The following is a 24,743-nucleotide window of genomic DNA, read 5'->3' as shown; positions in this document are numbered from 1 at the left end:
TGGGCAAGTTGTGTGGCAGGGTGATCCCGTTCCCGGCGCCGCCGGGTTCGAAGGATGCATCTTGTCTAGACGAGTAGATGGGGAGAAACCTTGCGCACCATCCGTGTGGAGACCTCGGCCGCGACGATCCTGCTGACCGAGGCGCCCGAGCCCAAGGTCCGCGACCGGCAGTCGGGCGAGATCGCGAAGGACGCCGTCAGCGGTGAGGCGCTGATGACCATCGGCGTCGTGTACATCGAGGAGGGGGAGTCGTCCCTGATCAAGGTGACCGTTCCGGAGAGCGGGGTGTCGGAAGGGCTCGCCCTCGGTGCCCCGATCTCGCTGCCGGGCCTGGTCGCACGGCCGTGGGAGAGCGTGTTCAACGGCCAGCAGCGGCACGGCATCGCCTTCCGGGCCGCCGCCGTCACTCCGGCCGCCTTCCCGGCCGCCATGGGGGCGTCGGCCTGATGACCGACCTGGCAACGCTTCTGGAGGTGGGAGGTCCCGTCGCCGCGCTCGGCGGTGGGGCCGCCTACGCCCGGGCGCGACACCCCGGCGTCTACTGGTCCACGGTCGGCTTACCGGTGTCCACAGTCCGACTGCTCAGCTCCTACGGCTCCGTCATGGAGGCGTGCGGGCTGACCGTGGCCCCCTCCCGGCTGCGGGTCCTGGCAGTCAAGGCCACCACCCGCCGTGAGGTCCGGCCCGTACCGCCACGCCGGGGGATCATCCGCCCGACCACGACGGGACTGCGGGTCCGCCTGAGGCTCGCCCCGGGGCAGGAACCCGCCGACGTGGCCGCCTCCGCCGAACGGCTGCGGCACGCCTGGGGCGTCCACGCTGTCTACGTGACCACGCTCAAGCCGGGCGTGGTCGAACTGCGGCTCGTCGGCTTCGACGTGCTGCGGCGGGTGCGCATGCCGCGCAAGCTCCGTGCGGGCCTTCTCCGGGTGCCGGTCGCGCTGCGCGAGGACGCCACTCCGTTCGTACGCGACTACCGCGCCGTGCCGCACCAACTCACTCTCGGCGCCACGCTGTCCGGCAAGTCCATGTACCTGCGTCACCTCGTCGCCGGCCTCGCCCGTCAGCCCGTCGCCCTCGTCGGCATCGACTGCAAGCGGGGCGTGGAACTGGCGCCCTTCGCCCCGCGCCTGTCGGCGCTCGCCACCGACCCGGAGCAGGCCGCCGAACTGCTGCCCGTGCTCATCAAGGAAATGGAGGACCGATACGACCTGATCAAAGCCCGACAGGGCATCGCGCCGAGCACGCCGGACGAGGAGATCACCTCCGACATCTGGGGCCTGCCCGAGCACGAACGCCCGGTTCCCGTCGTGCTGTTCGTCGACGAGGTGGCCGAACTCTTCCTCGTCGCGACGAAGAAGGACGAGGAACGCCGGGACGAGATGGTCACCCAGCTCATCCGGCTCGCCCAGCTCGGCCGCGCCGCCGGCATCTACCTGGAGGTCTGCGGCCAGCGCTTCGGCGCCGAACTGGGCAAGGGCGCGACCATGCTGCGGGCCCAGTTGACCGGCCGCGTTTGCCACCGCGTCAACGACGAAGCCTCCGCCAAGATGGCGCTCGGCGACATCGCCCCCGAGGCGGTCTCGGCCGCCTGCGCCATCGCCCCCGAACGGCCCGGCCTCGCCGTGGCCGGTGACACCTCCGGCGGCTGGTCCCGCATCCGCACGCCGTACCTCTCCCTCGGCGACGCCGCCGAGACCTGCCGCGAGTTCGCCCCCCTGGTCCCCGACCTGCCCGCGCTCAAGCCCTTCCGGCCCGACGTTCCCGTACGACCGCCCGTCGAGACACCGGGCCCGGTCGTGCGGCCCCGCCCGGTGACCGACTGACCCGCGTCCGCACGCATCCCCGGTCGCCGTGACCGCCTCACGCCATGTCCCTACCCCTCCCATGCCCGAACCCGGAAGGAGCCGCAGCATGCGCGCCCACCTGGCCCGCGTCGACGCGGTGCTCGTCCAAGCGGTCATCGCCGCCGCGCTGTCCTTCGCCCACCTGCACGACGTCGCCTCGGCGGCCGGACAGGACGGGTGGAAGGCGTGGGCCTATCCCGTCTCGGTCGACCTGCTGCTCGTCGCCGCCTGGCGCCGACTGCGCTCCGGCGACGCGAAAGCGGCCGGGTGGTGCTGGTTCCTGATCGCCCTCGCCGCGTCCCTGGGCGCGAACGTCGCCACCGCCGGACTGCTCGACCTGGACCACGTGCCGGCCTGGCTCCGCATCCTCGTCGCGGGCTGGCCCGCGGTCGCCTTCCTCGGCGGAACCCTCCTCGTCCACTCGTCACCGACCACGCACGACGAGACCAGTGACGCCGTGGGACAGGAGACGCCCGAGGACATCGAGGACCAGGAGGACGCGCCCGATCCCACACCGGAACTCCCGGCGCCTCCGGCAGTCGAGCCGGTACCGGTTCCGCCGCCGGTCGCCGTCCCGGCCGCCCTGGTCGAGCACGCCCGCAAAGTCGCCGCCGAGCACCACGCCCGCACCGGAACGGCCATCGACACCCCGACCCTGCGCGCCCGCCTCGGCGTCCCGCCACCCATGGCCGACGCCATCGCCGCCCAGCTCTAAAAGGAGACTCACGTGAGCGCCAACCGCCGCTTCCGCTCCGTCACCCGCATCGGCCCCGTCCAGGTCGGCACGTCCTACGACGGCCGCGGCCGGGAGAAGCACACCGCCGCCTGTACAGCCCCGCGCTGCGGCTTCTCCGCCGACTACGACAGCCGCGCCGCCGCCGAACTGGCCGCCCGTACCCACCGCTGCCCCGTCCGCTGAAAGGACCCGTACACCGTGACCGTCAGCCTGCCGCTCGTCGTCCTCCTCGGCTTCTTCGCCTGGGGAGCGGTCAAGTTCCTCGGCGTCCGCACATGGATCGTCGTCCTGATCGCCCTTTTCGGCTTCTGGCTCTCGGACACCTTCATGGCCCCCGCCATCGAGTCCGGCACGCGTTCTGGCGTGGACATCGTCAACGGCTCACATGACTAGACGAGTAGGTAAGGAGAGCTTCGCCGTGTTCCTGCCCAAGTACCCCGACAGCCCGACACCGCCGCCCGCGCACCCCCACACCGTGGTCGACCAGATGCCCGCTCGGCGGCCGGTCCCTCAGATCTCCGTCAGCACCGGAGCGGTCGCGGCCGTCCTCGTCGGCGGCGTCGTGCTGACCGCGCTCCTGGCCGCCGTCGCCGTCACGGCCGTCTCTGTGGCCGTCGCCGCCGTGGTCCTGCGCTCGCTGCTCCGCGACCAGCACCGCCGCTGACGCACCGGACCCCCGGGGCGGCCTCGATACCGCCAAGCATCCGCCGCCCCGGGGGCCGTCTCCCTCCAGCCGAACCAGAAGGAGAAAGCCATCATCACCCGCGCCACTCCGCCCCCGCTCCACGAACTCGGCGAACTGGCCGCCCTCGGCACCATGCCCGCACTCCTGCGCCAACTCGCCGGCCTCGGCGGCTGCACGCACCCGATCCGCCTCGACGGCCACCGCACCGAGTACGCCGTCGACACCCGCACCGGCGAGATCGGCAACGTCCTCCACCACCTCGACTCGTCCAGCCTCCCGGCCGGTCACCTCCTGGTCCGCTGCAACAACCGCCGCACCACCCGGTGCGCGGCCTGCGCCGAGGTGTACCGCCGCGACACCTTCCACCTGATCACCTCCGGCCTGCGCGGCGGCAAGGGCGTCCCCGAACGCGTCGCTACCCACCCGCGCGTCTTCGCCACCTTCACTGCGCCGGGCTTCGGCCCGGTCCACAACCGGCCCACCGGCCCGGCCGGTTCGGTCCGCCGTTGCCGCTGCGGCGCGCTCCACGACCAGGACGACCCCGCCCTCGGCACCCCGCTCGACCCGGACACCTACGACTACGAAGCGGCCGTGCTCTGGAACGCGCACGCCGGTCTGCTGTGGCGGCGCTTCTCCATCTACCTGCGCCGGGAGGTCGCCAAGCGCGCCGGCCTCACCCAGCGGGCCTTTCGCGAGCACGCCCGGGTGTCCTTCGCCAAGGTCGCCGAGTACCAGAAGCGCGGGGCCGTCCACTTCCACGCCGTCATCCGCATCGACGGCCCCGAGGGCGGCGACACCCCGCCTCCCGCCTGGGCCACCGCCGAACTGCTCACCGACGCCATCCGGGCCGCCGCCACCGCCGCCCGCGTGGACGGCCCGGTCATCGACGGCCGCGCCCACACAGTCACCTTCGGCCGTCAGCTCGACGTCCGCACCATCCGCTCGGCCGACTTCGACGGCGGCCAAGAGCTGACCGAACGGGCCGTCGCCGCATACATCGCCAAGTACGCCACCAAGGGCGCCGAGACCGCCACGGGAGCCCTGGACCGGCCGCTGAAGTTCCTCGCCGAACTCGCTCAGCTCGACATCAGCGACCACGCCCGCCGACTCATCCGCACCGCCTGGACCCTCGGCGCCCGCAAGGACCTCGAACACCTCCGCCTGCGGGCCTGGGCCCACATGCTCGGCTTCCGCGGCCACTTCTCCACCAAGTCCCGCCGCTACTCCACCACCCTCGGCGCCCTCCGCGACGCCCGCGCCGAATGGCGCCGCGCACAGGCCCTGGCAGCGAACGGGACCGACCCGGACACGACCCTCGTCCTCGCGCACTGGGTCTACGCCGGAACCGGCCTCACCGACGCCGAAGCCTGGCTCGCCGAAACCCTCGAACCCGCCCCCGGAACGGAAGGAGAACCCACCCATGGGTAGCCGACGCCTCGCTGTCGCAGAAGCGGCCTCCGAGCCGCGTGGCCTGCCGTCGCGGTACCTGACTCCTGACGACCTCGTGGCGATGTTCGACCTGCCCAGCGTCGAGACGGTCTACCAGTGGCGCCGCAAGCGCACCGGACCCCGTGGCTTCCGGGTTGGCCGGCACCTCCGCTACGACCCTGCGGACGTCCAAGCCTGGGTCGAGTCCCTGCGGGAAGGGGCTGTTGCCTGATGGCTGGGCACATCCAGGACCGGTGGTACCGGACCGAGACCGGCCCGGATGGGAAGGCGCGCAGGATCAAGACTGAGCGCTACGGGTCCGGCCTGCGCTACCGCGCTCGCTACGTCGGCCCGGACGGTACGGAGAAGTCCAAGAGCTTCCCCGACCGTCAGAAGCGGCTCGCTGATCAGTGGCTGGCGCACATCGAGGCGGACATGGCGCGCGGGCAGTACATCGACCCGCGCGCTGCCCGGATCACCTTCCAGCAGTACGCCGAGCGCTGGGTCGCCACACAGGGCGCCGACCCGAACACCCAGGCCTCGATGGAGTCGCAACTACGGCTGCACGCCTTCCCCTACCTCGGCTCACGTCCGCTCGGTTCCTTCCAGCCGGCGCACATTCGCGACTGGGTAAGGAAGTTGCAGGAGAACGGCGTCCGCGGGTCGTACGCCCGGACGATCTACTCCAACGTGCGCGCGGCGCTCAGCGCGGCCGTGGACGACGGGCACCTTCCCCGGAACCCTTGTGCAGCTCGGTCTGTCCGCCCGCCGACCGTCGACAACAAGCGCATCGTGCCCTGGACGCCCGAGCGGGTCTTCGCCGTCCGGGCCGCCATGCCCGAGCGCTACCAAGCCATGGTCGATCTGGGCGGCGGCTGCGGGCTTCGCCAGGGCGAGATCCTGGGCGTGGCCGTCGATGCGATCGACTTCGCCTCGGACACGCTCCACGTGGTCCAGCAACTGAAGTTGAGCCGCAGCAAGCCGGTGTTCGCGCCGCCGAAGGGCGGCAAGCTGCGGGACGTGCCGCTTCCCGGCCCCGTCGCCGATGCGCTGCGGGCACACATGAAGCGGTTTCCGCCAGTCGAGATCACCTTGCCGTGGAAGGTTGCCGACGGTCCTCCGGTGACCAAGCGGCTCATCTTCACCGGGCCGCGCGGTGGGCACGTCTGGCGTACGTCGCTCAACGAGGAGGCGTGGAAACCGGCGCTGGCTGCGGCAGGCATCATCCCCGTGCCCGAGCGGGGCCGGCCGTACGCCGAGTCCCGCGAGAACGGCATGCACGCTCTTCGCCACTTCTACGCCTCGGTGCTCCTGGACGCGGGTGAGAACATCAAGGCCCTCGCCGAGTACCTCGGCCATTCAGACCCCGGGCTGACGCTTCGGGTGTACGCACACCTCATGCCGTCCAGTCAGGAGCGCACCCGCAAGGCGGTGGCCGCCATCTTCGACACGGCCCGGTCGGAGCCGTCCAGCACCTGACGGCCCAGAGACGGCCCAGAGGCAACGGCAAGCCCCCTGCTCGCGAAGAACCCGCAGGCAGGGGGCTTGTTCGTGGGCGCTTACTTCTTCTTGCCCTGGTTCTTGACCGCCTCGATCGCGGCGGCCGCCGCGTCCGGGTCGAGGTAGGTGCCGCCCGGGTTGACCGGCTTGAAGTCGGCGTCGAGGTCGTAGTGCAGGGGGATGCCCGTCGGGATGTTGAGGCCCGCGATGTCGGCGTCCGAGATGCCGTCCAGGTGCTTGACCAGGGCGCGCAGGCTGTTGCCGTGGGCGGCGACGAGGACCGTGCGGCCGGTGAGGAGGTCCGGGACGATGTTGTCGAACCAGTAGGGGAGCATCCGGACGACGACGTCCTTGAGGCACTCCGTCTGCGGGCGCAGCTCCGGCGGGAGGGTCGCGTAGCGCGGGTCGGAGAACTGGGAGTACTCGGCGTCGTTGGCGAGCGGGGGCGGCGGGGTGTCGTAGGAGCGGCGCCAGAGCATGAACTGCTCCTCGCCGAACTCCGCGAGGGTCTGCGCCTTGTCCTTGCCCTGGAGGGCGCCGTAGTGACGCTCGTTCAGGCGCCAGCTGCGGCTGACCGGGATCCACAGGCGGTCGGCGGACTCGAGGGCCAGCTGGGCGGTGCGGATCGCGCGCTTCTGGAGGGAGGTGTGGAGCACGTCGGGCAGCAGGCCGGCGTCCTTGAGCAGCTCGCCGCCGCGCGTCGCCTCCTTCTCGCCCTTCGGGGTGAGGTTGACGTCCACCCAGCCGGTGAACAGGTTCTTCTCGTTCCACTCGCTCTCGCCGTGGCGGAGGAGGATCAGCTTGTACGGTGCGTCGGCCATGGGGCCGAGGGTAATCGAAGGCCCGCGCGAGCCGCGCGTGCCGCCCGCACAGCGGACGGTTGACGGGATCTGTTAATCGGATGGTTCGGCGGGGCGCGGCATTCGTAAGGTGTGGCCTCGGCAGGGGGTGCTTACAGCCCCTGGTGACCGTCGACGCGCTCCGGGGAGGGGCGCCGTCCTTCCGGGGGGTTCCATGTCATCCGTCGTCCGCGCGCGGCGCGCGCTCCGGGAGACCCTGTCGGGGTTGCCCCCGGCGTTCTGGTGGCTGTGGACCAGCACGCTGGTCAACCGGCTCGGGGGGTTCGTCGCCACCTTCATGGCGCTCTACCTCACCCTCGACCGCGGCTACTCCGCCACCTACGCCGGTCTGGTCGCCGCCCTGCACGGGCTCGGCGGCGTGCTGTCCTCGCTGGGGGCCGGCGTGATGACCGACCGGTTGGGACGGCGGCCCACACTGCTCGTCGCCCAGGCGTCCACCGCGGTGTCGGTGGCCCTGCTCGGGTTCGTGCACCACCCGGTCGCCATCGCCGCCGTGGCGTTCCTCGTCGGCATGGCCAGCAACGCCTCCCGGCCGGCCGTGCAGGCGATGATGGCGGACATCGTCCGGCCCGAGGACCGGATCCGTGCCTTCTCCCTCAACTACTGGGCGATCAACCTCGGGTTCGCCGTGTCCGCCATGGCCGCCGGGTTCATCGCCGAGTACAGCTACCTCGCCGGGTTCCTGCTGGAAGCGGCGATGACCATGGCCTGTGCCGTCGTCGTCTTCGTGAAGATCCCCGAGTCCCGGCCTGTGCGGTCCGGCGGGGCCGTGGCCGAGGAGTCCGTGGGTCTGGGGACCGTGCTGCGGGACGGGCGGTTCATGGGCGTCGTCGGGCTGTCGTTCCTGGTCGCCCTGATCTTCATGCAGGGATCGGTGGGACTTCCGGTCGCGATGGGGGCGGCCGGGTTCACCCCGGCCGACTACGGCACGGCCATCGCCGTCAACGGGGTGCTCATCGTCGTCCTGCAGATCCCGGTCACCCGGTTCATCGAGCACCGCGACCCCGGCCGGCTGCTGGTGATCTCGTCGCTGCTCGCCGGGTACGGCTTCGGACTGACCGCGTTCGCCGGGTCGGTGGGCGTCTTCGCGCTCACCGTCTGCGTGTGGACCCTCGCCGAGATCGTCAACGCGCCGACGCAGACCGGGCTCGTCGTACGGCTGTCGCCGGTGCACGGACGTGGGCGCTACCAGGGCATGTACACCATGTCCTGGGCCGTCGCCTCGCTCGTCGCCCCGCTGATGTCCGGGTTCGTCATCGACCGGTTCGGCGCGGAGTGGCTGTGGGGGACCTGCGCCGTCATCGGCACCGTGGCCGGACTCGGGTACGCGCTGCTCATGCGGCGGTTGCCCGCGGAGGAGTCTCCTGTCGCCGTGGAGGGCGTGGGCGTGGGCGCGGGAACCGGGCCGGACGGGGACCGTGCGGACGCGGGCGGCCCCGGCGGGCCGGTGCTGCGGAAGCCGGAGGTCGGCGCCTCCTGAGCAGCCTGGGGCAGCCGTGAGAAGGCCCTGTTCCTGAGCAGCTGCCCTGAGGCACCCCGGAGACACTCTGAGCAGCCCGGCCCACCGGTGCACCTCACCGGTGGGCCGGTCGCGTGCCCTGTCCGTACGGCCCGTTGCCCCGGGGGCCGCCTACGGGGTCCCTGGGGTCACGGTCTCAGCCGCACTGGCAGGGGCTGCCCGACTGGCACCCGCAGCCGCAGCCGGAGCCGCAGCCGCAGGCGGCGATCAGGGTCAGGTTCCTGATCTCGGCGGGCTGCTCGGTCTCGCGCTCCTGCGTGGGGTCGGGTGTCGTGCCGGGGGTCTCGGCCATGGGTCCCTCCTCGGAACGGGTGCCTGTGCCCATTGGATGCCCGCCCGGCCGGGCGCATCAACGGCGCACTGAGGCTCACGCGCGCCCGACCGGCACTGGTGAGCCCCCGGCCCACCCCCTTCGCGCCCACGGGGGGACACCGGTGACCCGACGCCCACGCGAGGCGAACCCGACGCCAAGGCGAGGCGAACCCGACGAGCATGCGACGCGAGCGCGCGACACGAGCACCACGCGAGCACCACGCGAGCGCGACTCCCGTCACACCACCGGGGAGCCGCGCCCGCACCGAGAACAACGGCACTCAGCCGTCACCGGTCCGACCCGGCCCGGTCCGGGCCGGTCTCCGGACCGTCGGGCAGGTCGGACCAGGGCCTCGCCGTCCCCCGCACCGGCCCCTCGGCGCCCGTCCGGTCGCCGTGGTCAGGCCCCTTCCGGCGTCGGCTGGATCTCCTGCTGGAGGTCGGCGGCCTGGATCTCGTCCGCGTGCTCGCCCGTGACCAGGTACACGACCCGCTTGGCGACCGAGACCGCGTGGTCGGCGAAGCGCTCGTAGTACCGGCCGAGCAGGGTGACGTCGACGGCCGTCTCGATGCCGTGCTTCCAACGGTCGTCCATCAGGTGCTGGAAGAGCGTGCGGTGCAGCAGGTCCATCGCGTCGTCGTCCGTCTCCAACTGGAGCGCCAGGTCGACGTCCTTGGTGATGATCACCTCGCCGGCCTTGGCCATCAGGCGCTGCGCGAGCTGGCCCATCTCCAGGATGGTGGCGTGCAGGTCACGCGGGACCGCGCGCGCCGGGTAGCGCAGCCGGGCGAGCTTCGCGACGTGCTGCGCGAGGTCGCCGGAGCGCTCCAGGTCGGCCGACATCCGCAGCGACGTGACGACGATCCGCAGGTCGGTGGCGACCGGCTGCTGCCGGGCCAGCAGGGTGATGGCCCGGGCCTCCAGGTCGTGCTGGAGTTCGTCGACCTTCAGGTCGCCTTCGATGACGTTCTCGGCGAGCTTCAGGTCGGCGTCGAGGATGGCCGTCGTGGCGCGCCCGATCGCCGACCCGACCAGCCTGGCCATCTCCACCAGACCGTCGCCGATCGAATCCAGTTCCTCGTGGTACGCGTCCCGCATCAGGGTTCCTCTCCTGGGTGTCTCAGGGGTCCAGCGGCCTGGGCCCCTACGGGGTTCGGGGGCGGGTGCCCGGCGCGCGGGCGGCGGTACGCGGTCCGCGCCACCGACGGTCCGAACCCCACGCTCCCACGGTGCGACGGTCACGCGTCCGCTTCCACCACCTCACATGAACCATCCCTGGCTCCGAGGTGAACTCTGGGCGACGAGTGTTCGAGGTCGCCCCCGGACGGCTGGGGCCACCGCGCGGCCCATGCCTAACCTGGGGGCATGGACCTGAACGCGGCGGTCGCCGCAGCGGCTGCGATCGCCGGTGTGCTCACCGGTGTCATCGCGATGCTGGCGTTCCGCTGGAGCGAGCGCGAACAGCGCCGCCCCACGCGTACCTCCCTTCACACGGAACCCGTGCTGCCGCGCGGGGTGGACACCGTGCTGTCCGTCCTGCGCTCCTCCGCCGTCGTCCTCGACGAGGCCGACGGCGTCGTCAAGGCCAGCTCCGCCGCGTACGCCCTCGGGCTGGTGCGGGGCGGGAAGCTGGCCGTGGAACCCATGCTGAAGATGGCCCGCGACACCCGGCGCGACGGCGAGATACGGCAGGTCGAGCTGGACCTGCCCCGGCGCGGGACCGGCCGCGGCGAGGCCCTCGCCGTCTCCGCGCGGGTGGCGCCGCTCGGCTCCCGGCTGGTGCTGCTGCTCGTCGAGGACCTCACCGAGGCCCGCCGCATCGAGGCGGTCCGGCGCGACTTCGTGGCCAACGTCAGCCACGAGCTGAAGACCCCGGTCGGCGCCCTGTCGCTGCTGTCCGAGGCCGTCATGGACGCCGCCGACGACCCCGAGGCCGTGGAGCGCTTCGCCGGGCGCATGCAGATCGAGGCGACCCGGCTGACCAGCCTCGTCCAGGAGCTGATCGACCTTTCCCGGGTGCAGAACGACGACCCCCTGGAGGACTCCGAACCCGTCCGGGTCTCCGAACTCGTCGCCGAGGCGATCGAACGCTGCCGGCACGCCGCCGGCACCAAGGAGATCACCATGGCCACCAACGTGGGCGCCGGTGACGGTCCCCACGAGGACGGCGACGGTACGACGGACGGGGCGGCCGACCTGCGGGTGTGGGGGAACCGGGGGCAGCTCGCCGCGGCGCTCGGCAACCTCGTCGAGAACGCCGTCAACTACTCGCCCGCCCGCACCCGCGTCGGCATAGCGGCCCGTTCGGTCCGCCTGGCCGGCGGGCCCATGGTCGAGATCGCCGTGACCGACCAGGGCATCGGCATCTCCGAGAAGGACAAGGAACGCGTCTTCGAGCGCTTCTACCGCGTCGACCCGGCCCGCTCCCGGGCCACCGGCGGCACCGGCCTCGGGCTGTCGATCGTGAAGCACGTGGCCGCCTCCCACGGCGGCGACGTCACGGTGTGGAGCGCCGAGGGCCAGGGCTCCACCTTCACCCTGCGCCTGCCGGAAGCACCGGCGAGCCGGGAACGCGCCTCCCGCACGGCCGACGAGACAGCCGACGAGACGGGCGAGGACACGGTCGAGGAGACGGCCGACGAGGCAACCGACGGCACAACCGACGAGGGTTGGCCCGACGCGCCACCGACGGCCTCGCCCAACGGATCGTCCACGAGGTCGTCTGCGTCTGCCGGATCCCCGACGACGTCGCCCGCCGAGTCCCCTGCCGGGTCATCCACCACGTCGGCCGTGGAATCGTCTGCCCAGTCATCCACCGCCTCGCCCGCCGAGTCGCCCGGCGGCCCGTCCACCGCCTCGCCCGGCGGCCCGTCCGCCTCCGCGTCCGTCGGCCCGTCCGCCTCCGGGTCCGCCGGCCCCCAGTCGTCCCCCCACATGTCGTCCCCCTCCACCCCCCACGCTTCCGACTCATCCGCGTACGAAACGCTTCCCTCCCCGGAGGTCCTTCCGTGACCCGAGTGCTCGTCGTCGAGGACGAGGAGTCCTTCTCCGACGCCCTGTCGTACATGCTCCGCAAGGAGGGCTTCGAGGTCGCCGTGGCGACCACCGGGCCCGACGGCCTCGACGAGTTCGAGCGCAACGGCGCCGACCTCGTGCTCCTCGACCTGATGCTGCCCGGGCTGCCGGGCACCGAGGTGTGCCGCCAGCTGCGCAACCGCTCCAACGTCCCCGTGATCATGGTGACCGCCAAGGACAGCGAGATCGACAAGGTGGTCGGCCTGGAGATAGGAGCCGACGACTACGTCACCAAGCCGTTCTCCTCCCGGGAACTGGTCGCCCGGATCCGCGCGGTGCTGCGCCGCCGGGGGGAGCCGGAGGAGGTCACGCCGGCGGCCCTGGAGGCGGGCCCGGTCCGGATGGACGTCGAGCGGCACGTGGTGACCGTGGGCGGCACCAAGGTGGACCTGCCGCTGAAGGAGTTCGACCTGCTGGAGATGCTGCTGCGCAACGCCGGGCGCGTGCTGACCCGGATGCAGCTCATCGACCGGGTCTGGGGCGCCGACTACGTGGGGGACACCAAGACCCTGGACGTGCACGTCAAGCGGCTGCGCGCCAAGATCGAGCCCGACCCCGGAGCCCCGCGGTACCTGGTGACGGTCCGCGGCCTCGGCTACAAGTTCGAGCCGTAGCCGTAGCCGTAGCCGTAGCCGTAGCCGAAGCCGAAGCCGTAGGGGGCGCGCCGGCGGGTCCTGTGGATCCCATGGGCCGGCGGGTCCGGCGGACGTGACGCGACGGAAGGGCGGGACCCGGGTACTGCACCCGGGTCCCGCCCTTCCGCATGTCCGCGTGCGCCTGTGCGGCGCTCCGCGGGGGGTCAGTCGCCGGCTGGCTGGCTGGCGGAGGCGTCGCTGGAGGGGCTGCCCGACGGGCCCTCGGCGGGGGCGCCGGACTCGGTGGACGCCGGGGCGTCCGTGGACGGCTCCTCGCTCTGCTGCGCCTGCGGCGTGGCGGGGGCCTTGCTCGGGCCCCACTCGGCGTAGAAGTCCTCGGCCGGCTGGACGAAGGCCTGGAGGGAGACGTCGCCGGTCTTGCTGAAGGTGAACGTGACCTTCTGCGCGTTGCCGTCCTGGACGGCCTCACGGCTGCTGGGCAGGACGGCGGAGGCGTTGCCCTTGCCGCCCAGGATCAGCGAACCACCGGCCGGCACGGTCAGGCTGCCGCCCTCGGCGGGGGACAGCTCTGCGGTCTTGCCGGTGCCCGGGATGGTGACGGACTCCAGGGTCTGGTCGGTGGAACCCTCGTTGAAGAACGTGGCCGAGACGACGGCCGGGCCCGTGGACTCGAGGTCGGGCTGGGTGATGACGACGACGTTCTGGGCCTTGATGTCACCGACGGTCGTGGCCGCGTTGTCCGGCTTGACCTGGAGGGTCTCGGCGTTGTTGCCGGACGCGCACGCGGAGAGCGAGACGACCGAGAACGCGATGGCGGCGGCGGCGAGGGCACCGCGTCGAAGGCTGCTGCTCACGGCGGCGGCAACTCCTTGGACTCGAGCGTGGCGACCTGTGAAGCCGCCCTAAGGGTCTGTCAGCGGCCTCAGGTTACCGAGCCGTCCCCGCACGACCGCACCCGACCCTCCCCGGAACGGCCCCGTTCCCCCGAGAAGCCGCCCGTGGCCACGGTCCGCGGGTCCCTGACCGACGGGCACGCCGGTCCGCCCGAGGGCCCCTGCGCGCGTCGACCCGTGAGTTCCCGCGCGGGTCGGACGAGGAGGGGAGGCGGGGAAGCCGGACAGGGCGGGGAGAGGAAGGGGCCGTGAGGGCGAGAGCGGTCCGCCGCGCGCCCCGCTGGTCAACGGCGCGGTCACGCGTCCCGGTCGGGAGGCAAGAACACGGTGCGACCCGATGGGCATTCGCATTACTCCAGGAGTGTCACCCGGGTGCGCGTGTCATAGCCCCGTCGGCCGGTCGGCATTTCCCCGCAGGAATGTGCCGACGCCCCCCGGGAATTGATCACCGGCCGTTCCACGGCCTCTGTGAAGATCAATTCGAGATTCGGCCGGAACCCCGGCGGAGCACCGAACGGAGTAGCGGAAGTCGAGCATGTGGAACCGGACATTTGGGTACCTTCGGTCACTCGCGACGGCCTTCGGGCGGGTGTGACGTGTGTCTTTCTTCCGCCCCGGAGAGCCGCTCCGACCTGCGAATACCTGCTTCCGTTCGGCGGCCGATGCACGTTCATGTTGCGGTTGTCAAGCCCCGAGAATGGCCCTGACCTGCGAAAACGTCATTCAGAACCCGCCGTATCCGTGTTACCCTGGATAGCCACGGAAGGGGTACCTGTCACATGACGTTCAAGGTTGGCGACACCGTGGTCTATCCCCATCACGGGGCCGCGCTGATCGAGGCTATCGAAACTCGCCAGATCAAAGGCGTGGACAAGACCTACTTGGTGCTGAAGGTCGCCCAGGGTGATCTGACGGTACGTGTGCCAGCGGACAATGCGGAGTTCGTCGGCGTGCGCGATGTGGTCGGTCAGGACGGGCTGGACCGAGTCTTCGAGGTGCTCCGCGCACCTTACGCCGAAGAGCCCACTAACTGGTCCCGTCGCTACAAGGCAAACCTGGAGAAGCTCGCCTCGGGCGATGTCATCAAGGTCGCGGAAGTCGTGCGTGACCTGTGGCGTCGTGAGCGTGAGCGCGGACTCTCCGCCGGCGAGAAGCGCATGCTCGCCAAGGCACGCCAGATTCTGGTCAGCGAGCTCGCGCTCGCGGAGAACACCAACGAGGACAAGGCCGAGGCCCTGCTCGACGAGGTACTCGCCTCCTGAGCGGAGGCGGAGCGCCGCTCGCTCGGCGCTCCCAGCGCACAGCAAGCACAGCACAGTGAAATGCCGCGGTGCCCGATGACGAACGAGATGTCGCCGGGCGCTGCGGCATGTCCGCTCCCGGGCATGTCCGCCCGGCTCCGGCTCCCGAGGAGACGCGATCCCGGGAGGTGCTGCCCCGGGACGCGGACGGCTGGGCTCCGACCTCCGGAAGCGCCACGTCACGACGCCACCCGGCGCGCCGACGCCACCTGGTTCCGCACCGGACCCGGAGACCGGACGGTGCGCCACGTGGCCGACGCCGGTGGGGCGTCCGGACGGCTGCCCGTGACCCCCACCCGCTTCGGCCACCTGGTACTGATACGACCGCGCGGCCGCGTGCGGCCACCGGTGTGCGGCCCGGCCGGCGACGCGAAGTGCCGTCCGTCCGTACACCGTACGGGTGCCGTGACCGCGCGGGCTGTGCCATCACTCACGCCCGCACCCGGCACACCGGTCCGGGCGTCCCGCCTCGACCAGAGTCACGGAAGGGGCTGGTCGAGTCGTCACGCCCGGTCATCCCTCCGCTCCTCGGAGCGGTGGGTACGCCCAGGCCATACCCAGGTAGGCCGAGCACACAAACCTGACAGGAACCGATGACTGACGATCCCCTCATCCCGCCGTCGCAGAGCCCCGCGCCGGACGCGCCCGACCGTACGACACGCCGTACGGCGGCCGTCATCCCGGCCGCCGGCCGGGGCGTACGACTCGGCCCGGGCGCCCCGAAGGCGCTCCGCGCGCTGGGCGGCACGCCCATGCTGATCCACGCGGTCCGCGCGATGGCCGACTCGCGCTCCGTCTCCCTGGTCGTCCTCGTCGCCCCGCCCGACGGAGCCGCCGAGGTCAGGACGCTGCTCGACGCCCACGTCCTGCCCGAACGCACCGACTTCCTGGTGGTACCCGGCGGGGAGAGCCGCCAGGAGTCCGTCCGGCTGGGGCTGGACGCGCTGCCGGAGGAGTACGACATCGTGCTCGTGCACGACGCGGCCCGGCCCCTCGTGCCCGTCGACACCGTCGACGCGGTGATCGAGGCGGTGCGCGGCGGCGCGCCCGCCGTCGTCCCCGCGCTGCCGCTCGCCGACACGGTCAAGGAGGTCGAGCCGGCCACGGCGCCCGGCGACCCGGAGGTGGTCGTCGCGACGCCGGACCGGTCGGTGCTGCGCGCGGTGCAGACCCCCCAGGGCTTCGACCGGGCCGCGCTGGTGCGCGCCCACGCGACCGTCACGGAGCAGGTCACCGACGACGCGAGCATGGTCGAGCAGCTCGGCCTGACCGTCGTCACCGTGCCCGGCCACGAGGAGGCGTTCAAGGTCACCCGTCCCCTGGACCTGGTCCTCGCGGAGGCGGTCCTGGCCCGGAGGAGGCTCAACGATGGCTTCTGAGACACAGGCTGCTCCCGGGCGACACGGGGACGCTCCCGAGCCGCAGGGCCCTGCCGAGCCGCACGGCAGTGCCGAACCGCCCCTGCCGCCGCTTCCTCAGGTCGGCATCGGCACCGACATCCACGCCTTCGAGGACGGCCGTGAGCTGTGGTGCGCCGGCCTGAAGTGGGACGGGGAGGGACCCGGTCTGGCCGGGCACTCCGACGCGGACGTCGTCGCGCACGCCGCCTGCAACGCCCTGTTCTCGGCGGCCGGCCTGGGCGACCTGGGGCAGCACTTCGGCACCGGGCGGCCCGAGTGGTCGGGCGCCTCGGGGGTGACCCTGCTGACCGAGGCCGCCCGGATCGTACGGGCGGCCGGGTTCCGCATCGGCAACGTCGCCGTGCAGGTCGTCGGGCCCCGGCCCAAGATCGGCAAGCGGCGCGACGAGGCGCAGCGGATCCTCTCCGAGGCGGCCGGAGCACCGGTGTCGGTCTCCGGGGCGACCACGGACGGGCTCGGCTTCCCCGGGCGCGGCGAGGGGCTGATGGCGGTGGCGACCGCCCTGGTGGTCCGCGCGCGGACGGACTGACATCCGTGATCCGCGCGCGGACGGACTGACACCGTGGTCCGCGCGCGGAGCACGCCCGCGGGCGGTGTACCGGCACCCGCGGGGGCACCCTGCCCCGCACCCCCGCTCGTGTCCGCGCGGGCACCCCGCCCCGCAGCCCCGCTCGTGTCCCCGCAGGCCCGCGCGTGTTCCCGTACGCGCGGGCGTCCCCGCCCGGGACGGCGCGGTGGTGGAGGCACACGCACCCTCCGGGGCCCACTACCCTGGAGGGGTGACTATTCGCCTGTACGACACCAGCGCCCGGCAGATCCGTGACTTCACCCCGCTCCAGCCGGGTTGCGTCTCGATCTACCTGTGTGGTGCCACCGTGCAGGCGGCGCCCCACATCGGGCACATCCGCTCGGGGCTGAACTTCGACATCATGCGCCGCTGGTTCGAGTACCGCGGCCTGGACGTCACGTTCATCCGCAACGTCACCGACATCGACGACAAGATCATCGCGAAGTCGGCGGAGCAGGGACGGCCCTGGTGGGCCATCGGCTACGAGAACGAGCGGGCCTTCAGCGACGGCTACCGGACCCTCGGCTGCCTGCCCCCGACCTACGAACCGCGTGCCACCGGCCACATCACCGAGATGGTCGAGATGATGCGCGGCCTGATCGAGCGCGGCCACGCCTACGAGGCCGACGGCAACGTCTACTTCGCCGTCACCTCCTTCCCCGCGTACCTGAAGCTGTCCAACCAGGAGCTGGAGAACCTGCTCCAGCCGTCCGGTGAGGGCGAGACCGGCAAGCGGGACCCGCGGGACTTCGCCATGTGGAAGGCGGCCAAGCCGGGCGAGCCGAGCTGGGAGACGCCGTGGGGGCGCGGGCGACCGGGCTGGCACCTGGAGTGCTCGGCGATGGCGCACAAGTACCTGGGCACCGCCTTCGACATCCACGGCGGCGGCCTCGACCTGATCTTCCCGCACCACGAGAACGAGATCGCGCAGGCCAAGGCCTTCGGCGACGAGTTCGCCCGGTACTGGGTGCACAACGCCTGGGTCACCATGAGCGGCGAGAAGATGTCGAAGTCGCTCGGCAACTCGGTGCTGGTCAGCGAGATGGTCAAGCGGTGGCGGCCCATCGTGCTGCGCTACTACCTGGGCACCCCGCACTACCGCTCGATGATCGAGTACAGCGAGGAGGCGCTGCGCGAGGCCGAGTCGGCGTTCGCGCGGATCGAGGGCTTCGTCCAGCGCGTGGTGGAGAAGGCCGGCGCCGTCGAGCCGTCGGCCGAGGTGCCGCCCGCCTTCGCCGAGGCCATGGACGACGACCTCGGGGTCCCGCAGGCGCTGGCCGTGGTGCACACCACCGTCCGGCAGGGCAACAGCGCGCTGGCCGCCGACGACAAGGAGGCGGCGGTCGCCCGTCTCGCCGAGGTCCGCGCCATGCTCGGCGTGCTCGGCCTGGACCCGCTCGACCCGCACTGGGCCGGCGAGGGCGACCGCGGCGAGGACCTGCACGGGGTGGTCGACACCCTGGTGCGCATGGTCCTCGACCAGCGGGAGGCCGCCCGGGCCCGCAAGGACTGGACGACCGCGGACGCCATCCGCGACCAGCTCAACCAGTCCGGCCTGGTCATCGAGGACAGCCCGCAGGGACCGCGCTGGAGCCTCGGCCCGCGCTGAGGCCCCGCCGGGCCCGTGCCACGGGTCGCCCCGCGCCCAGGATTCCGGACGCCACGGCGGACGGGACCCGGGAAGCGCGAGGACCCCCGGCGACGGGTATGCCGTCCGGACCCCCGGGCGGCACACTGCACGTACACGACCGCGTGTCCCGTACGGGCACGCCCACCGCACGGACACAACCGCACAGCAGCACCGCACCGCACGGACCACGCGCGGCGCGGCACCACGGACGCCACCGCGGGACGCGCACGCCGCGTCCACCGCACGACCTCACGGAGACGAGTACCTCATGGCCGCGAACAACCGCCGCATGTCCGGCAAGAAGGGCGCGCAGGTCGGCAGCGGCGGCCAGCGGCGCCGGGGCCTGGAAGGCAAGGGCCCCACGCCCCCCGCCGAGATGCGCAAGGGCCACGCCAAGCAGCGGGCCGCCCAGGCCAAGGCGCGCCGCGCGACCGGCCGCGCCCCGCAGCGGCGCGGCGGCCGGTCGGCCTCCGAACTCGTCGTGGGCCGCAACCCGGTCGTCGAGGCGCTGCGCGAGGGCGTGCCCGCCTCGACGCTGTACGTGCAGCAGTTCATCGACAACGACGAGCGGGTGCGCGAGGCGCTCCAGCTCGCGGCCGACCGCGGCGGGATCAACCTCATGGAGGCCCCCCGTCCCGAGCTCGACCGGATGACCAACGGGCTGAACCACCAGGGCCTGGTCCTCCAGGTCCCGCCCTACGAGTACGCGCACCCCGAGGACCTGGTCGCGGGCGCCCACGACGAGGGCCAGGACCCGCTGATCGTCGCCCTCGACGGGGTGACCGACCCGCGCAACCTGGGTGCCGTGGTCCGTTCCGTCTCCGCCTTCGGCGGCCACGGTGTCGTCGTGCCCGAGCGGCGGGCCGCCGGGATGACCGCCGGCGCCTGGAAGACGTCCGCCGGCACGGCCGCGCGCACGCCCGTCGCCCGCGCCACCAACCTGACGCGCGCCCTGGAGGCGTACAAGAAGGCCGGGATCACGGTCGTCGGGCTGGCCGCGGACGGCGAGGCCGAGCTGGGCGAGCTGGCCGCGCTGGACGGTCCGGTCGTCATCGTCGTCGGCAGTGAGGGCAAGGGGTTGTCCCGGCTGGTCGGCGAGACCTGTGACGTCCGGGTGCGGATCCCGATGCCGGGCGGTGCGGAGTCGCTCAACGCGGGTGTCGCGGCGGGCATCGTGCTGTACGAGGTGGCGCGCCGCCGCGCCTGAACGGGTGTTCGGCGGCATCACCCACACGGAGTGTTCCGGGCGGCCCGTACCGGCTTGACGGGGTCCGGACACATCCGGCCGGTCAAGGCAGTGTCCTAACCCCGCGTCACTCGGTTAGATGAGTGTGGACACCAGAACACCCCGCACGCCCACGGGGGACCGCTCGTTGGGACTCGACGACACTCCCGCGCTGAGCATGGTGAAGGTGCCGAGCGATCCGGCGCAGGTCATCGTCAATCACGCCAGCTTCCGCGTGCAGCTGGGCGTCTCGGCGCGACGCGTCCAGTCACCCCGGATCGCCCGGCACCTGAGCGCCGCCCAGGACACCGCCCGCATCCCCGTGGTCACCACCATGGGCGCCGCCGGTCCGGGCGCCCCGCGGCGCCGCCCCGTCGTCTGGAGCGGCCGGTCCGCGCCGGACGACACCGGAGCCCACCGCCTGCTCCAGGCCGTGCGGCACGACGGCGTCCGCCACGCCGAGGAGCCCCTCGCCGACGCCGGCGCCACCCAGGTCATCCCGCGCGTCGGCACCGGCTACGGCTACGGCGACGACCCGGCCACCCTGGAGACGCCGGTCGTCGGCGCCCAGCGCACCCACGGCGGCGGCCCGCTGCTGCCGCCCATGCGCACCGTCGGCAGCGCCTACGACGAACCGGCCTACGACACGGGCGGTCACGACGCGGGCGGCTACGAGGACGACGCGTTCGAGGACACCGGCGCCCGGCCCGCCGCCGACGAGGACGCACCGCGCACCCGGCGCCACGGCGACGACCCGGCCCGGCACGCCTACTACCCCGGCCGCCGGATGAACCTGGGCGTCGTGCTGCTGCCGCTGCGCGTCTTCCTCGGCTTCATCTCCATCTACGCCGGCATGGGCAAGCTGTGCGACCCCGTCTACTTCGACGGCGGCAAGCGCGGCTCCATGGTGACCTGGCTGAACACCCTGCACCCCTGGGAAGTCGCCGAGCCGCTGCGGCAGTTCGCCCTCGAACACCCGGTGGGCTCCGGCCTCGTCATCGCCTTCCTCCAGGTCATCGTCGGCGTTCTCACCGTCCTCGGCTGCTGGCAGCGGGTGGCCGCCGTGGTCGGCGCGCTGCTCTCCGCCGCGCTGCTGGTCACCGTCAGCTGGAAGAGCGTCCCGGTCTACGACACGCCGGACATCATCTACCTCGCCGCCTGGTCGCCGCTGATCATCGCCGGCGCCCCCGTCTACTCCGTCGACGGCCGCCTGGCCGGCCGCGCCTGGCGGCGCCTCGGCCCCCGCGCCGACATCTGGGACCTGCGCCGCTACGTCCTGCGCCGGGGCGCCCTGGTCACGGTCGTGGTCTGCGGGATCACCCTGCTCACCGGGTCGCTGCTGGGCGGCGCGGTGCGTGACGCCGACCGCGTCGTCGTCCCCGGCCCGGGCGAGTCCCCGCGCAACGAACTCCCCGGCTCCCCGCTCCCGCAGGAGCCCGACGCCTCGCCGAAGAAGCGCACGCCCTCCGCGTCCACGTCGCCCACCCGGGGCACCACCGCCGGTACGGGCAGCCCGTCCGCCGGGACCACCACCCCGGGCGCGACGCAGGACACCGGCACGGTCACCGGCGGCACGCCCAGCCAGACCCAGGGCAGCGCCGGGCAGGCCCCGCCGCAGCAGTCCTCCCCGGTCGAGCAGGCGCCGAGCACCACCACCGGCCCGACCTCCGGCGGCGGCAGCACCGGCGGCGAGGGCACGCCGAGCGGCGGTTCCGGGGGCGGCGGCGGCTCGTCCACCGGCCAGCCGGGCCTGGTGGGCGGCCTCCTCGGGTAGGCCGGTAGGCCGGTAGCCCGGGAGGACGGTCTGCTCCGGCCTTCCGACGACGGCGGGGTCCCGCACGGACGACGTGCGGGACCCCGTTCGTCGTGCGGCCCACTTCTGCGGGGCGCCTCTTCCGGGGTGCTCGCCAAGGCGCCTGCTTCGGGACGCCTCCGTCGGGTCGTCCGCTCCGGGCTGCCTCCGGGGACGCGTGCCGTGGGGTGGGCCCGGCCGGCGGACGGGCGAGGCGACGGGTGGACGGGACCGGGCCGGTGGCGGCGGGCGAACCCGGCCGACGGGCGGGCGGAGGGCACGGAGCCGCAGACCGGCGAGCGGACCGCGCGTGACCGGGCGTCAGGCGTCAGGCGTCCGTGCGGCAGCGCGGTGAGCGCCGTGGACCGTGGCCGTGAGCAGCGGCCGTGAGCAGCGGCCGTCAGCGCCGGCGGCGGGCGTGGGGCGGCTGCGGACCGGCCGTGCGTGTGTCAGCGGCCGTGGGCGGCCAGTTCCTTCGCGGCCTCCGTCAGGTCCTTCGCGGTGTCGATGGCGCGCCAGTACGACCCCTGCGGGATGGGGAAGCCGGCCAGGCGGCGCTCCCGTGCGAGGCGCGGGAACGTGGTCCGCTCGTGGTCGCCGCGCTCCGGCAGCAGGTCGGCGAAGCCGGGGGAGAAGACGTAGATGCCCGCGTTGATCTCGAACGTCGACGGCGGGGCCTCGATGAAGTCGGTGATGTGCCCGAAACCGTCCGTCTGCACGGCGCCCCAGGGAATGCGGGGGCGGGCGAGGGCGAGGGTGGCGAGGGCGTCGCGCTCGGTGTGGAAGTCCGCCATGTCGCGCAGCGAGAAGCGCGTCCAGATGTCGCCGTTCGTGGCGTACCAGGGCCGGTCCGGGTGCGGGAGGTGCGCGGCGGCGTACTTGAGGCCGCCGCCGCGGCCGAGGGGTTCCGTCTCGACGACGGTGGTGACGGACACGGGCAGGTCGGCGGAGTCCAGCCACTTCTGGAGGACGTCGGCGAGGTGCCCGCAGGAGATCACCACGTCCGTCACGCCCTCGGCGGCGAGCCAGGACAGCTGATGGCCGATGATCGGCGTCCCGGTGCCGGGGATCTCGACCATCGGCTTGGGCCGGTCGTCGGTGTACGGCCGCAGCCGGGAACCTTGACCGCCGGCCAGGACGACGGCTTGGACGGGGCGGGACGCGGCACTCGGATGGGTCATGACCGAACTGTACGTGGCACTCCCGGGCGCCCCGGAGGGCCCTCCGGGCCCCCGTACGGCCGACCGCTCACGCACGCCTGACCGTTCCCGTACGCCCGACCGCGCCCGCATGCCCGACCGTTCCCACACGGCCGAGGCCCCCGCACGGGCCGTCGGCCGCGCGGGGGCCGGACCTCACGTGCCGCGGCCGGCCCGGGGGTCAGTGGTGGGCGGCGAGGACCCCCGAGGCGAAGGAGGTGTCGCAGACCGGGCGGGAGTAGGACTGCGCCTTCGTCGGGCCGTAGACGCGCACCGCGGCCTTGCCCAGCGCGCGGGCGATGGAGGCGCAGTGCCGGGCCAGCGACGGCCGGTCGTTCACCGCCTCCTGGAGGTGGGTGAGCGCGACGCCCGGGTCCTTCTTCTGCTGTTCGACCAGGAGCCGGTCGCGGAGGATCTCGTGGGGGGCGCGCGCCGCGCTGCGCGAGGCACCGGCCACGGCGGTGTCGGCGGCGGTGAGCACCGGGCTCGTGGGGCTCCCCGACCAGTCGACCCGGGCGACCGCGAGAGTTCCGGAGAACACCAGGACGACGGGCAGGACGAGGGCGAGGCTGCGGCCGATCCGGCGGGCGTGGCCCCGGCCGCGTCGCGTCTGAGGGTTAGTGGAGTGCTTCACGCGAGTGAGGGTAGCGTCCGGTAATGGCGTGAAGACATTCCGTCACCGGTTCGGGGGACATGGTCGACGAGTTTTTCGGGTAACGCGTTGACGCGCACGCGCGAAATGCGTGACTTGCCGGGGTATTTGTCGACAACGCGAGAAGCCCCGCAGCGGACTGCGGGGCTTCCGTCGCCCGTCCGGGTGATCTCTCCGGGCGGCAGGTGCGAAGCGGTGCCGGACGGCCGTCCGGCGGGGGCGGGCCGGTGCTCAGTCGGACAGGCGGGCGCCGGTCGACGTGGAGAACACGTGGGTCTCGCCGGCGCGCGGCACGACGTGCAGCTCGCTGCCCTTGGCCGGCACGTTGCGGCCGCCGACGCGGACCACGATGTCCTTGGTCTCCCCGCCCACGGTGGTGGAGCCGTAGACGAACGCGTCGGAGCCCAGCTCCTCCACGACGTTGACGGTGACGGCGACGCCCTGGTCGGACTCCTCGCCGGCCACGTCGAAGTGCTCGGGGCGCACGCCCACGGTCACGGTCTTGTCGGTGGTGGAGGAGAGCGCGTCGCGCTCCACCGGCACCACCGAGTTGCCGAACTTCACGCCGCCGTCGGTGACCGGCACCTCGATGAGGTTCATCGCCGGGGAGCCGATGAAGCCGGCCACGAAGAGGTTGGCGGGCTTGTCGTACATGTTGCGCGGGGTGTCGACCTGCTGGAGCAGCCCGTCCTTGAGCACCGCGACCCGGTCGCCCATGGTGAGCGCCTCGACCTGGTCGTGGGTGACGTAGACGGTGGTGATGCCCAGGCGGCGCTGCAGGGAGGCGATCTGCGTACGGGTGGAGACGCGCAGCTTGGCGTCCAGGTTGGACAGCGGCTCGTCCATGAGGAACACCTGCGGCTCACGCACGATCGCGCGGCCCATCGCGACACGCTGGCGCTGACCGCCGGAGAGCGCCTTCGGCTTGCGGTCCAGGTACTCGGTCAGGTCGAGGATCTTCGCGGCCTCCTCGACCTTCTGCCGGATCTCCGCCTTGTTCACGCCGGCGATCTTGAGCGCGAAGCCCATGTTGTCGGCGACCGTCATGTGCGGGTAGAGGGCGTAGTTCTGGAACACCATGGCGATGTCCCGGTCCTTGGGCGGCAGGTGCGTGACGTCGCGGTCGCCGATGCGGATGGCGCCGCCGTTCACGTCCTCGAGCCCCGCGAGCATGCGGAGCGAGGTGGACTTGCCGCAACCGGACGGGCCGACCAGGACGAGGAACTCCCCGTCCTCGATCGCGATGTCGAGCGCGTCGACGGCGGGCTTGGTGGAACCCGGGTAGATCCGGGTCGCCTTGTCGAACGTGACTGTGGCCATGGGAATGGGCCCCCTTCTACCGGCAGGAACGTGCCGGACGATCCGAGTAGGAAGGTGGTGCCACGACGGGTGTTCCGCAGTGGTGTCGTCCACGTATTCCGTTGTGGTGTAGTCCACGTGTGTGAACTGGCACAGGACGGTACCCGGCGTTCACCTGCTTGTCAGTAGTTTCCGGGCTGTGAT

The 24,743-nt window shown here is 72.5% G+C and carries 25 protein-coding genes; 18 read left to right on the top strand and 7 right to left on the bottom strand.

Going from position 1 to position 24,743, the window contains the following annotated elements:
- The first annotated feature begins 90 nt into the window (after window positions 1-90).
- From AB0F01_RS28735 to AB0F01_RS28695, 9 genes are all read left to right on the top strand, one after another.
- Window positions 91-447, top strand: coding sequence for a hypothetical protein (locus AB0F01_RS28735; protein WP_093845630.1), 357 nt, complete (start codon window positions 91-93; stop codon window positions 445-447).
- Window positions 447-1,826, top strand: a complete 1,380-nt coding sequence (locus AB0F01_RS28730; protein WP_362101558.1) for an FtsK/SpoIIIE domain-containing protein — start codon at window positions 447-449, stop codon at window positions 1,824-1,826. The genes AB0F01_RS28735 and AB0F01_RS28730 overlap by 1 nt, the downstream gene beginning before the upstream one ends.
- A gap of 88 nt (window positions 1,827-1,914) precedes the next feature.
- The gene (locus tag AB0F01_RS28725; protein WP_129839399.1) at window positions 1,915-2,562 is read left to right on the top strand and encodes a DUF2637 domain-containing protein; all 648 of its coding nucleotides are present in this window, start codon (window positions 1,915-1,917) and stop codon (window positions 2,560-2,562) included.
- Between the two features lie 12 nt (window positions 2,563-2,574).
- The gene (locus AB0F01_RS28720) at window positions 2,575-2,766 is read left to right on the top strand and encodes a mobile element transfer protein (protein WP_004986816.1); all 192 of its coding nucleotides are present in this window, start codon (window positions 2,575-2,577) and stop codon (window positions 2,764-2,766) included.
- A 15-nt stretch (window positions 2,767-2,781) separates the two neighbouring features.
- Window positions 2,782-2,976: a hypothetical protein gene (locus AB0F01_RS28715; RefSeq protein ID WP_055690856.1), complete on the top strand. Its 195-nt coding sequence runs from the start codon at window positions 2,782-2,784 to the stop codon at window positions 2,974-2,976.
- Window positions 2,977-3,001: 25 nt separating this feature from the next.
- Window positions 3,002-3,247, top strand: a complete 246-nt coding sequence (locus AB0F01_RS28710; RefSeq protein WP_129839395.1) for a SpdD protein — start codon at window positions 3,002-3,004, stop codon at window positions 3,245-3,247.
- 153 nt (window positions 3,248-3,400) lie between these two features.
- Window positions 3,401-4,696, top strand: coding sequence for a replication initiator (locus tag AB0F01_RS28705; protein ID WP_362101553.1), 1,296 nt, complete (start codon window positions 3,401-3,403; stop codon window positions 4,694-4,696).
- On the top strand, window positions 4,689-4,928 hold the full coding sequence (locus AB0F01_RS28700) for a helix-turn-helix domain-containing protein (RefSeq protein WP_093845636.1): 240 nt from the start codon (window positions 4,689-4,691) through the stop codon (window positions 4,926-4,928). The genes AB0F01_RS28705 and AB0F01_RS28700 overlap by 8 nt, the downstream gene beginning before the upstream one ends.
- On the top strand, window positions 4,928-6,175 hold the full coding sequence (locus AB0F01_RS28695) for a site-specific integrase (RefSeq protein ID WP_189408786.1): 1,248 nt from the start codon (window positions 4,928-4,930) through the stop codon (window positions 6,173-6,175). The genes AB0F01_RS28700 and AB0F01_RS28695 overlap by 1 nt, the downstream gene beginning before the upstream one ends.
- 80 nt (window positions 6,176-6,255) lie before the next feature.
- Here AB0F01_RS28695 and AB0F01_RS28690 read toward each other — a convergent pair whose 3' ends face one another.
- Window positions 6,256-7,017, bottom strand: coding sequence for a phosphoglyceromutase (locus AB0F01_RS28690; protein WP_192231097.1), 762 nt, complete (start codon window positions 7,015-7,017; stop codon window positions 6,256-6,258).
- Between the two features lie 193 nt (window positions 7,018-7,210).
- On the opposite strand from AB0F01_RS28690, the gene AB0F01_RS28685 reads away from it, so the two are divergent.
- Complete coding sequence (locus AB0F01_RS28685) at window positions 7,211-8,536, top strand: MFS transporter (protein ID WP_362101549.1); 1,326 nt, start codon at window positions 7,211-7,213, stop codon at window positions 8,534-8,536.
- 175 nt (window positions 8,537-8,711) lie between these two features.
- On the opposite strand, the gene AB0F01_RS28680 is transcribed toward AB0F01_RS28685, so the two are convergent.
- Both AB0F01_RS28680 and phoU read right to left on the bottom strand, forming a co-directional pair.
- Window positions 8,712-8,867 carry a hypothetical protein gene (locus AB0F01_RS28680; protein ID WP_362101546.1) on the bottom strand — a complete coding sequence of 52 codons (156 nt, stop codon included), beginning with the start codon at window positions 8,865-8,867 and terminating at the stop codon, window positions 8,712-8,714.
- A 420-nt stretch (window positions 8,868-9,287) separates the two neighbouring features.
- Entirely contained in the window at window positions 9,288-9,986 is a 699-nt protein-coding gene (phoU, locus tag AB0F01_RS28675) for a phosphate signaling complex protein PhoU (RefSeq protein WP_362101543.1), read from the bottom strand.
- 267 nt (window positions 9,987-10,253) lie between these two features.
- Here phoU and AB0F01_RS28670 point away from each other — a divergent pair, with 267 nt between their 5' ends.
- The gene (locus AB0F01_RS28670) at window positions 10,254-11,900 is read left to right on the top strand and encodes an ATP-binding protein (protein ID WP_362101540.1); all 1,647 of its coding nucleotides are present in this window, start codon (window positions 10,254-10,256) and stop codon (window positions 11,898-11,900) included.
- A complete protein-coding gene (locus AB0F01_RS28665; RefSeq protein ID WP_362101537.1) occupies window positions 11,897-12,577 on the top strand; it encodes a response regulator transcription factor in 681 nt (226 codons plus the stop codon). The genes AB0F01_RS28670 and AB0F01_RS28665 overlap by 4 nt, the downstream gene beginning before the upstream one ends.
- Before the next feature lie 185 nt (window positions 12,578-12,762).
- On the opposite strand, the gene AB0F01_RS28660 is transcribed toward AB0F01_RS28665, so the two are convergent.
- Complete coding sequence (locus AB0F01_RS28660; RefSeq protein ID WP_362101535.1) at window positions 12,763-13,413, bottom strand: DUF461 domain-containing protein; 651 nt, start codon at window positions 13,411-13,413, stop codon at window positions 12,763-12,765.
- 818 nt (window positions 13,414-14,231) lie between these two features.
- Between AB0F01_RS28660 and AB0F01_RS28655 the strand changes: the two genes are divergently transcribed.
- The 6 genes from AB0F01_RS28655 to AB0F01_RS28630 all read left to right on the top strand — a co-directional run bounded on the left by AB0F01_RS28655 (window position 14,232) and on the right by AB0F01_RS28630 (window position 21,371).
- On the top strand, window positions 14,232-14,714 hold the full coding sequence (locus tag AB0F01_RS28655) for a CarD family transcriptional regulator (protein WP_003953493.1): 483 nt from the start codon (window positions 14,232-14,234) through the stop codon (window positions 14,712-14,714).
- A 632-nt stretch (window positions 14,715-15,346) separates the two neighbouring features.
- Window positions 15,347-16,132: a 2-C-methyl-D-erythritol 4-phosphate cytidylyltransferase gene (gene ispD, locus AB0F01_RS28650; RefSeq protein WP_362101532.1), complete on the top strand. Its 786-nt coding sequence runs from the start codon at window positions 15,347-15,349 to the stop codon at window positions 16,130-16,132.
- On the top strand, window positions 16,122-16,703 hold the full coding sequence (ispF, locus tag AB0F01_RS28645; RefSeq protein WP_362101529.1) for a 2-C-methyl-D-erythritol 2,4-cyclodiphosphate synthase: 582 nt from the start codon (window positions 16,122-16,124) through the stop codon (window positions 16,701-16,703). The genes ispD and ispF overlap by 11 nt, the downstream gene beginning before the upstream one ends.
- Window positions 16,704-16,953: 250 nt before the next feature.
- On the top strand, window positions 16,954-18,351 hold the full coding sequence (gene cysS, locus AB0F01_RS28640) for a cysteine--tRNA ligase (RefSeq protein ID WP_362101526.1): 1,398 nt from the start codon (window positions 16,954-16,956) through the stop codon (window positions 18,349-18,351).
- Between the two features lie 289 nt (window positions 18,352-18,640).
- Entirely contained in the window at window positions 18,641-19,579 is a 939-nt protein-coding gene (rlmB, locus tag AB0F01_RS28635) for a 23S rRNA (guanosine(2251)-2'-O)-methyltransferase RlmB (protein ID WP_164347457.1), read from the top strand.
- A gap of 118 nt (window positions 19,580-19,697) precedes the next feature.
- Entirely contained in the window at window positions 19,698-21,371 is a 1,674-nt protein-coding gene (locus AB0F01_RS28630; RefSeq protein WP_362101523.1) for a DoxX family membrane protein, read from the top strand.
- A 467-nt stretch (window positions 21,372-21,838) separates the two neighbouring features.
- Here the strand turns inward: AB0F01_RS28630 and AB0F01_RS28625 are convergent, their stop codons facing one another.
- From AB0F01_RS28625 to ugpC, 3 genes are all read right to left on the bottom strand, one after another.
- The gene (locus AB0F01_RS28625) at window positions 21,839-22,570 is read right to left on the bottom strand and encodes a nucleotidyltransferase family protein (protein WP_362101520.1); all 732 of its coding nucleotides are present in this window, start codon (window positions 22,568-22,570) and stop codon (window positions 21,839-21,841) included.
- A gap of 199 nt (window positions 22,571-22,769) precedes the next feature.
- Window positions 22,770-23,222, bottom strand: a complete 453-nt coding sequence (locus AB0F01_RS28620) for a hypothetical protein (protein ID WP_362101517.1) — start codon at window positions 23,220-23,222, stop codon at window positions 22,770-22,772.
- A gap of 249 nt (window positions 23,223-23,471) precedes the next feature.
- Entirely contained in the window at window positions 23,472-24,560 is a 1,089-nt protein-coding gene (gene ugpC, locus AB0F01_RS28615) for a sn-glycerol-3-phosphate ABC transporter ATP-binding protein UgpC (protein WP_362101514.1), read from the bottom strand.
- Window positions 24,561-24,743 lie beyond the last annotated feature (183 nt).

This window comes from Streptomyces sp. NPDC029526 (assembly GCF_040637405.1).
Lineage (GTDB): Bacteria > Actinomycetota > Actinomycetes > Streptomycetales > Streptomycetaceae > Streptomyces.
This window is presented reverse-complemented; position numbering and strand designations above follow the sequence as displayed.

Coding starts and splice junctions, on each gene's coding strand:
- AB0F01_RS28725 (WP_129839399.1), top strand. CDS start 1,915: ATGCGCGCCCACCTGGCCCGCGTCGACGCGGTGCTCGTCCAAGCGGTC.
- ispF (WP_362101529.1), top strand. CDS start 16,122: ATGGCTTCTGAGACACAGGCTGCTCCCGGGCGACACGGGGACGCTCCC.
- AB0F01_RS28630 (WP_362101523.1), top strand. CDS start 19,698: ATGAGTGTGGACACCAGAACACCCCGCACGCCCACGGGGGACCGCTCG.
- AB0F01_RS28670 (WP_362101540.1), top strand. CDS start 10,254: ATGGACCTGAACGCGGCGGTCGCCGCAGCGGCTGCGATCGCCGGTGTG.
- ugpC (WP_362101514.1), bottom strand. CDS start 24,560: ATGGCCACAGTCACGTTCGACAAGGCGACCCGGATCTACCCGGGTTCC.
- AB0F01_RS28655 (WP_003953493.1), top strand. CDS start 14,232: ATGACGTTCAAGGTTGGCGACACCGTGGTCTATCCCCATCACGGGGCC.
- AB0F01_RS28695 (WP_189408786.1), top strand. CDS start 4,928: ATGGCTGGGCACATCCAGGACCGGTGGTACCGGACCGAGACCGGCCCG.
- AB0F01_RS28705 (WP_362101553.1), top strand. CDS start 3,401: ATGCCCGCACTCCTGCGCCAACTCGCCGGCCTCGGCGGCTGCACGCAC.
- ispD (WP_362101532.1), top strand. CDS start 15,347: ATGACTGACGATCCCCTCATCCCGCCGTCGCAGAGCCCCGCGCCGGAC.
- AB0F01_RS28730 (WP_362101558.1), top strand. CDS start 447: ATGACCGACCTGGCAACGCTTCTGGAGGTGGGAGGTCCCGTCGCCGCG.
- phoU (WP_362101543.1), bottom strand. CDS start 9,986: ATGCGGGACGCGTACCACGAGGAACTGGATTCGATCGGCGACGGTCTG.
- AB0F01_RS28680 (WP_362101546.1), bottom strand. CDS start 8,867: ATGGCCGAGACCCCCGGCACGACACCCGACCCCACGCAGGAGCGCGAG.
- AB0F01_RS28700 (WP_093845636.1), top strand. CDS start 4,689: ATGGGTAGCCGACGCCTCGCTGTCGCAGAAGCGGCCTCCGAGCCGCGT.
- AB0F01_RS28625 (WP_362101520.1), bottom strand. CDS start 22,570: ATGACCCATCCGAGTGCCGCGTCCCGCCCCGTCCAAGCCGTCGTCCTG.
- AB0F01_RS28685 (WP_362101549.1), top strand. CDS start 7,211: ATGTCATCCGTCGTCCGCGCGCGGCGCGCGCTCCGGGAGACCCTGTCG.
- rlmB (WP_164347457.1), top strand. CDS start 18,641: ATGGCCGCGAACAACCGCCGCATGTCCGGCAAGAAGGGCGCGCAGGTC.
- AB0F01_RS28690 (WP_192231097.1), bottom strand. CDS start 7,017: ATGGCCGACGCACCGTACAAGCTGATCCTCCTCCGCCACGGCGAGAGC.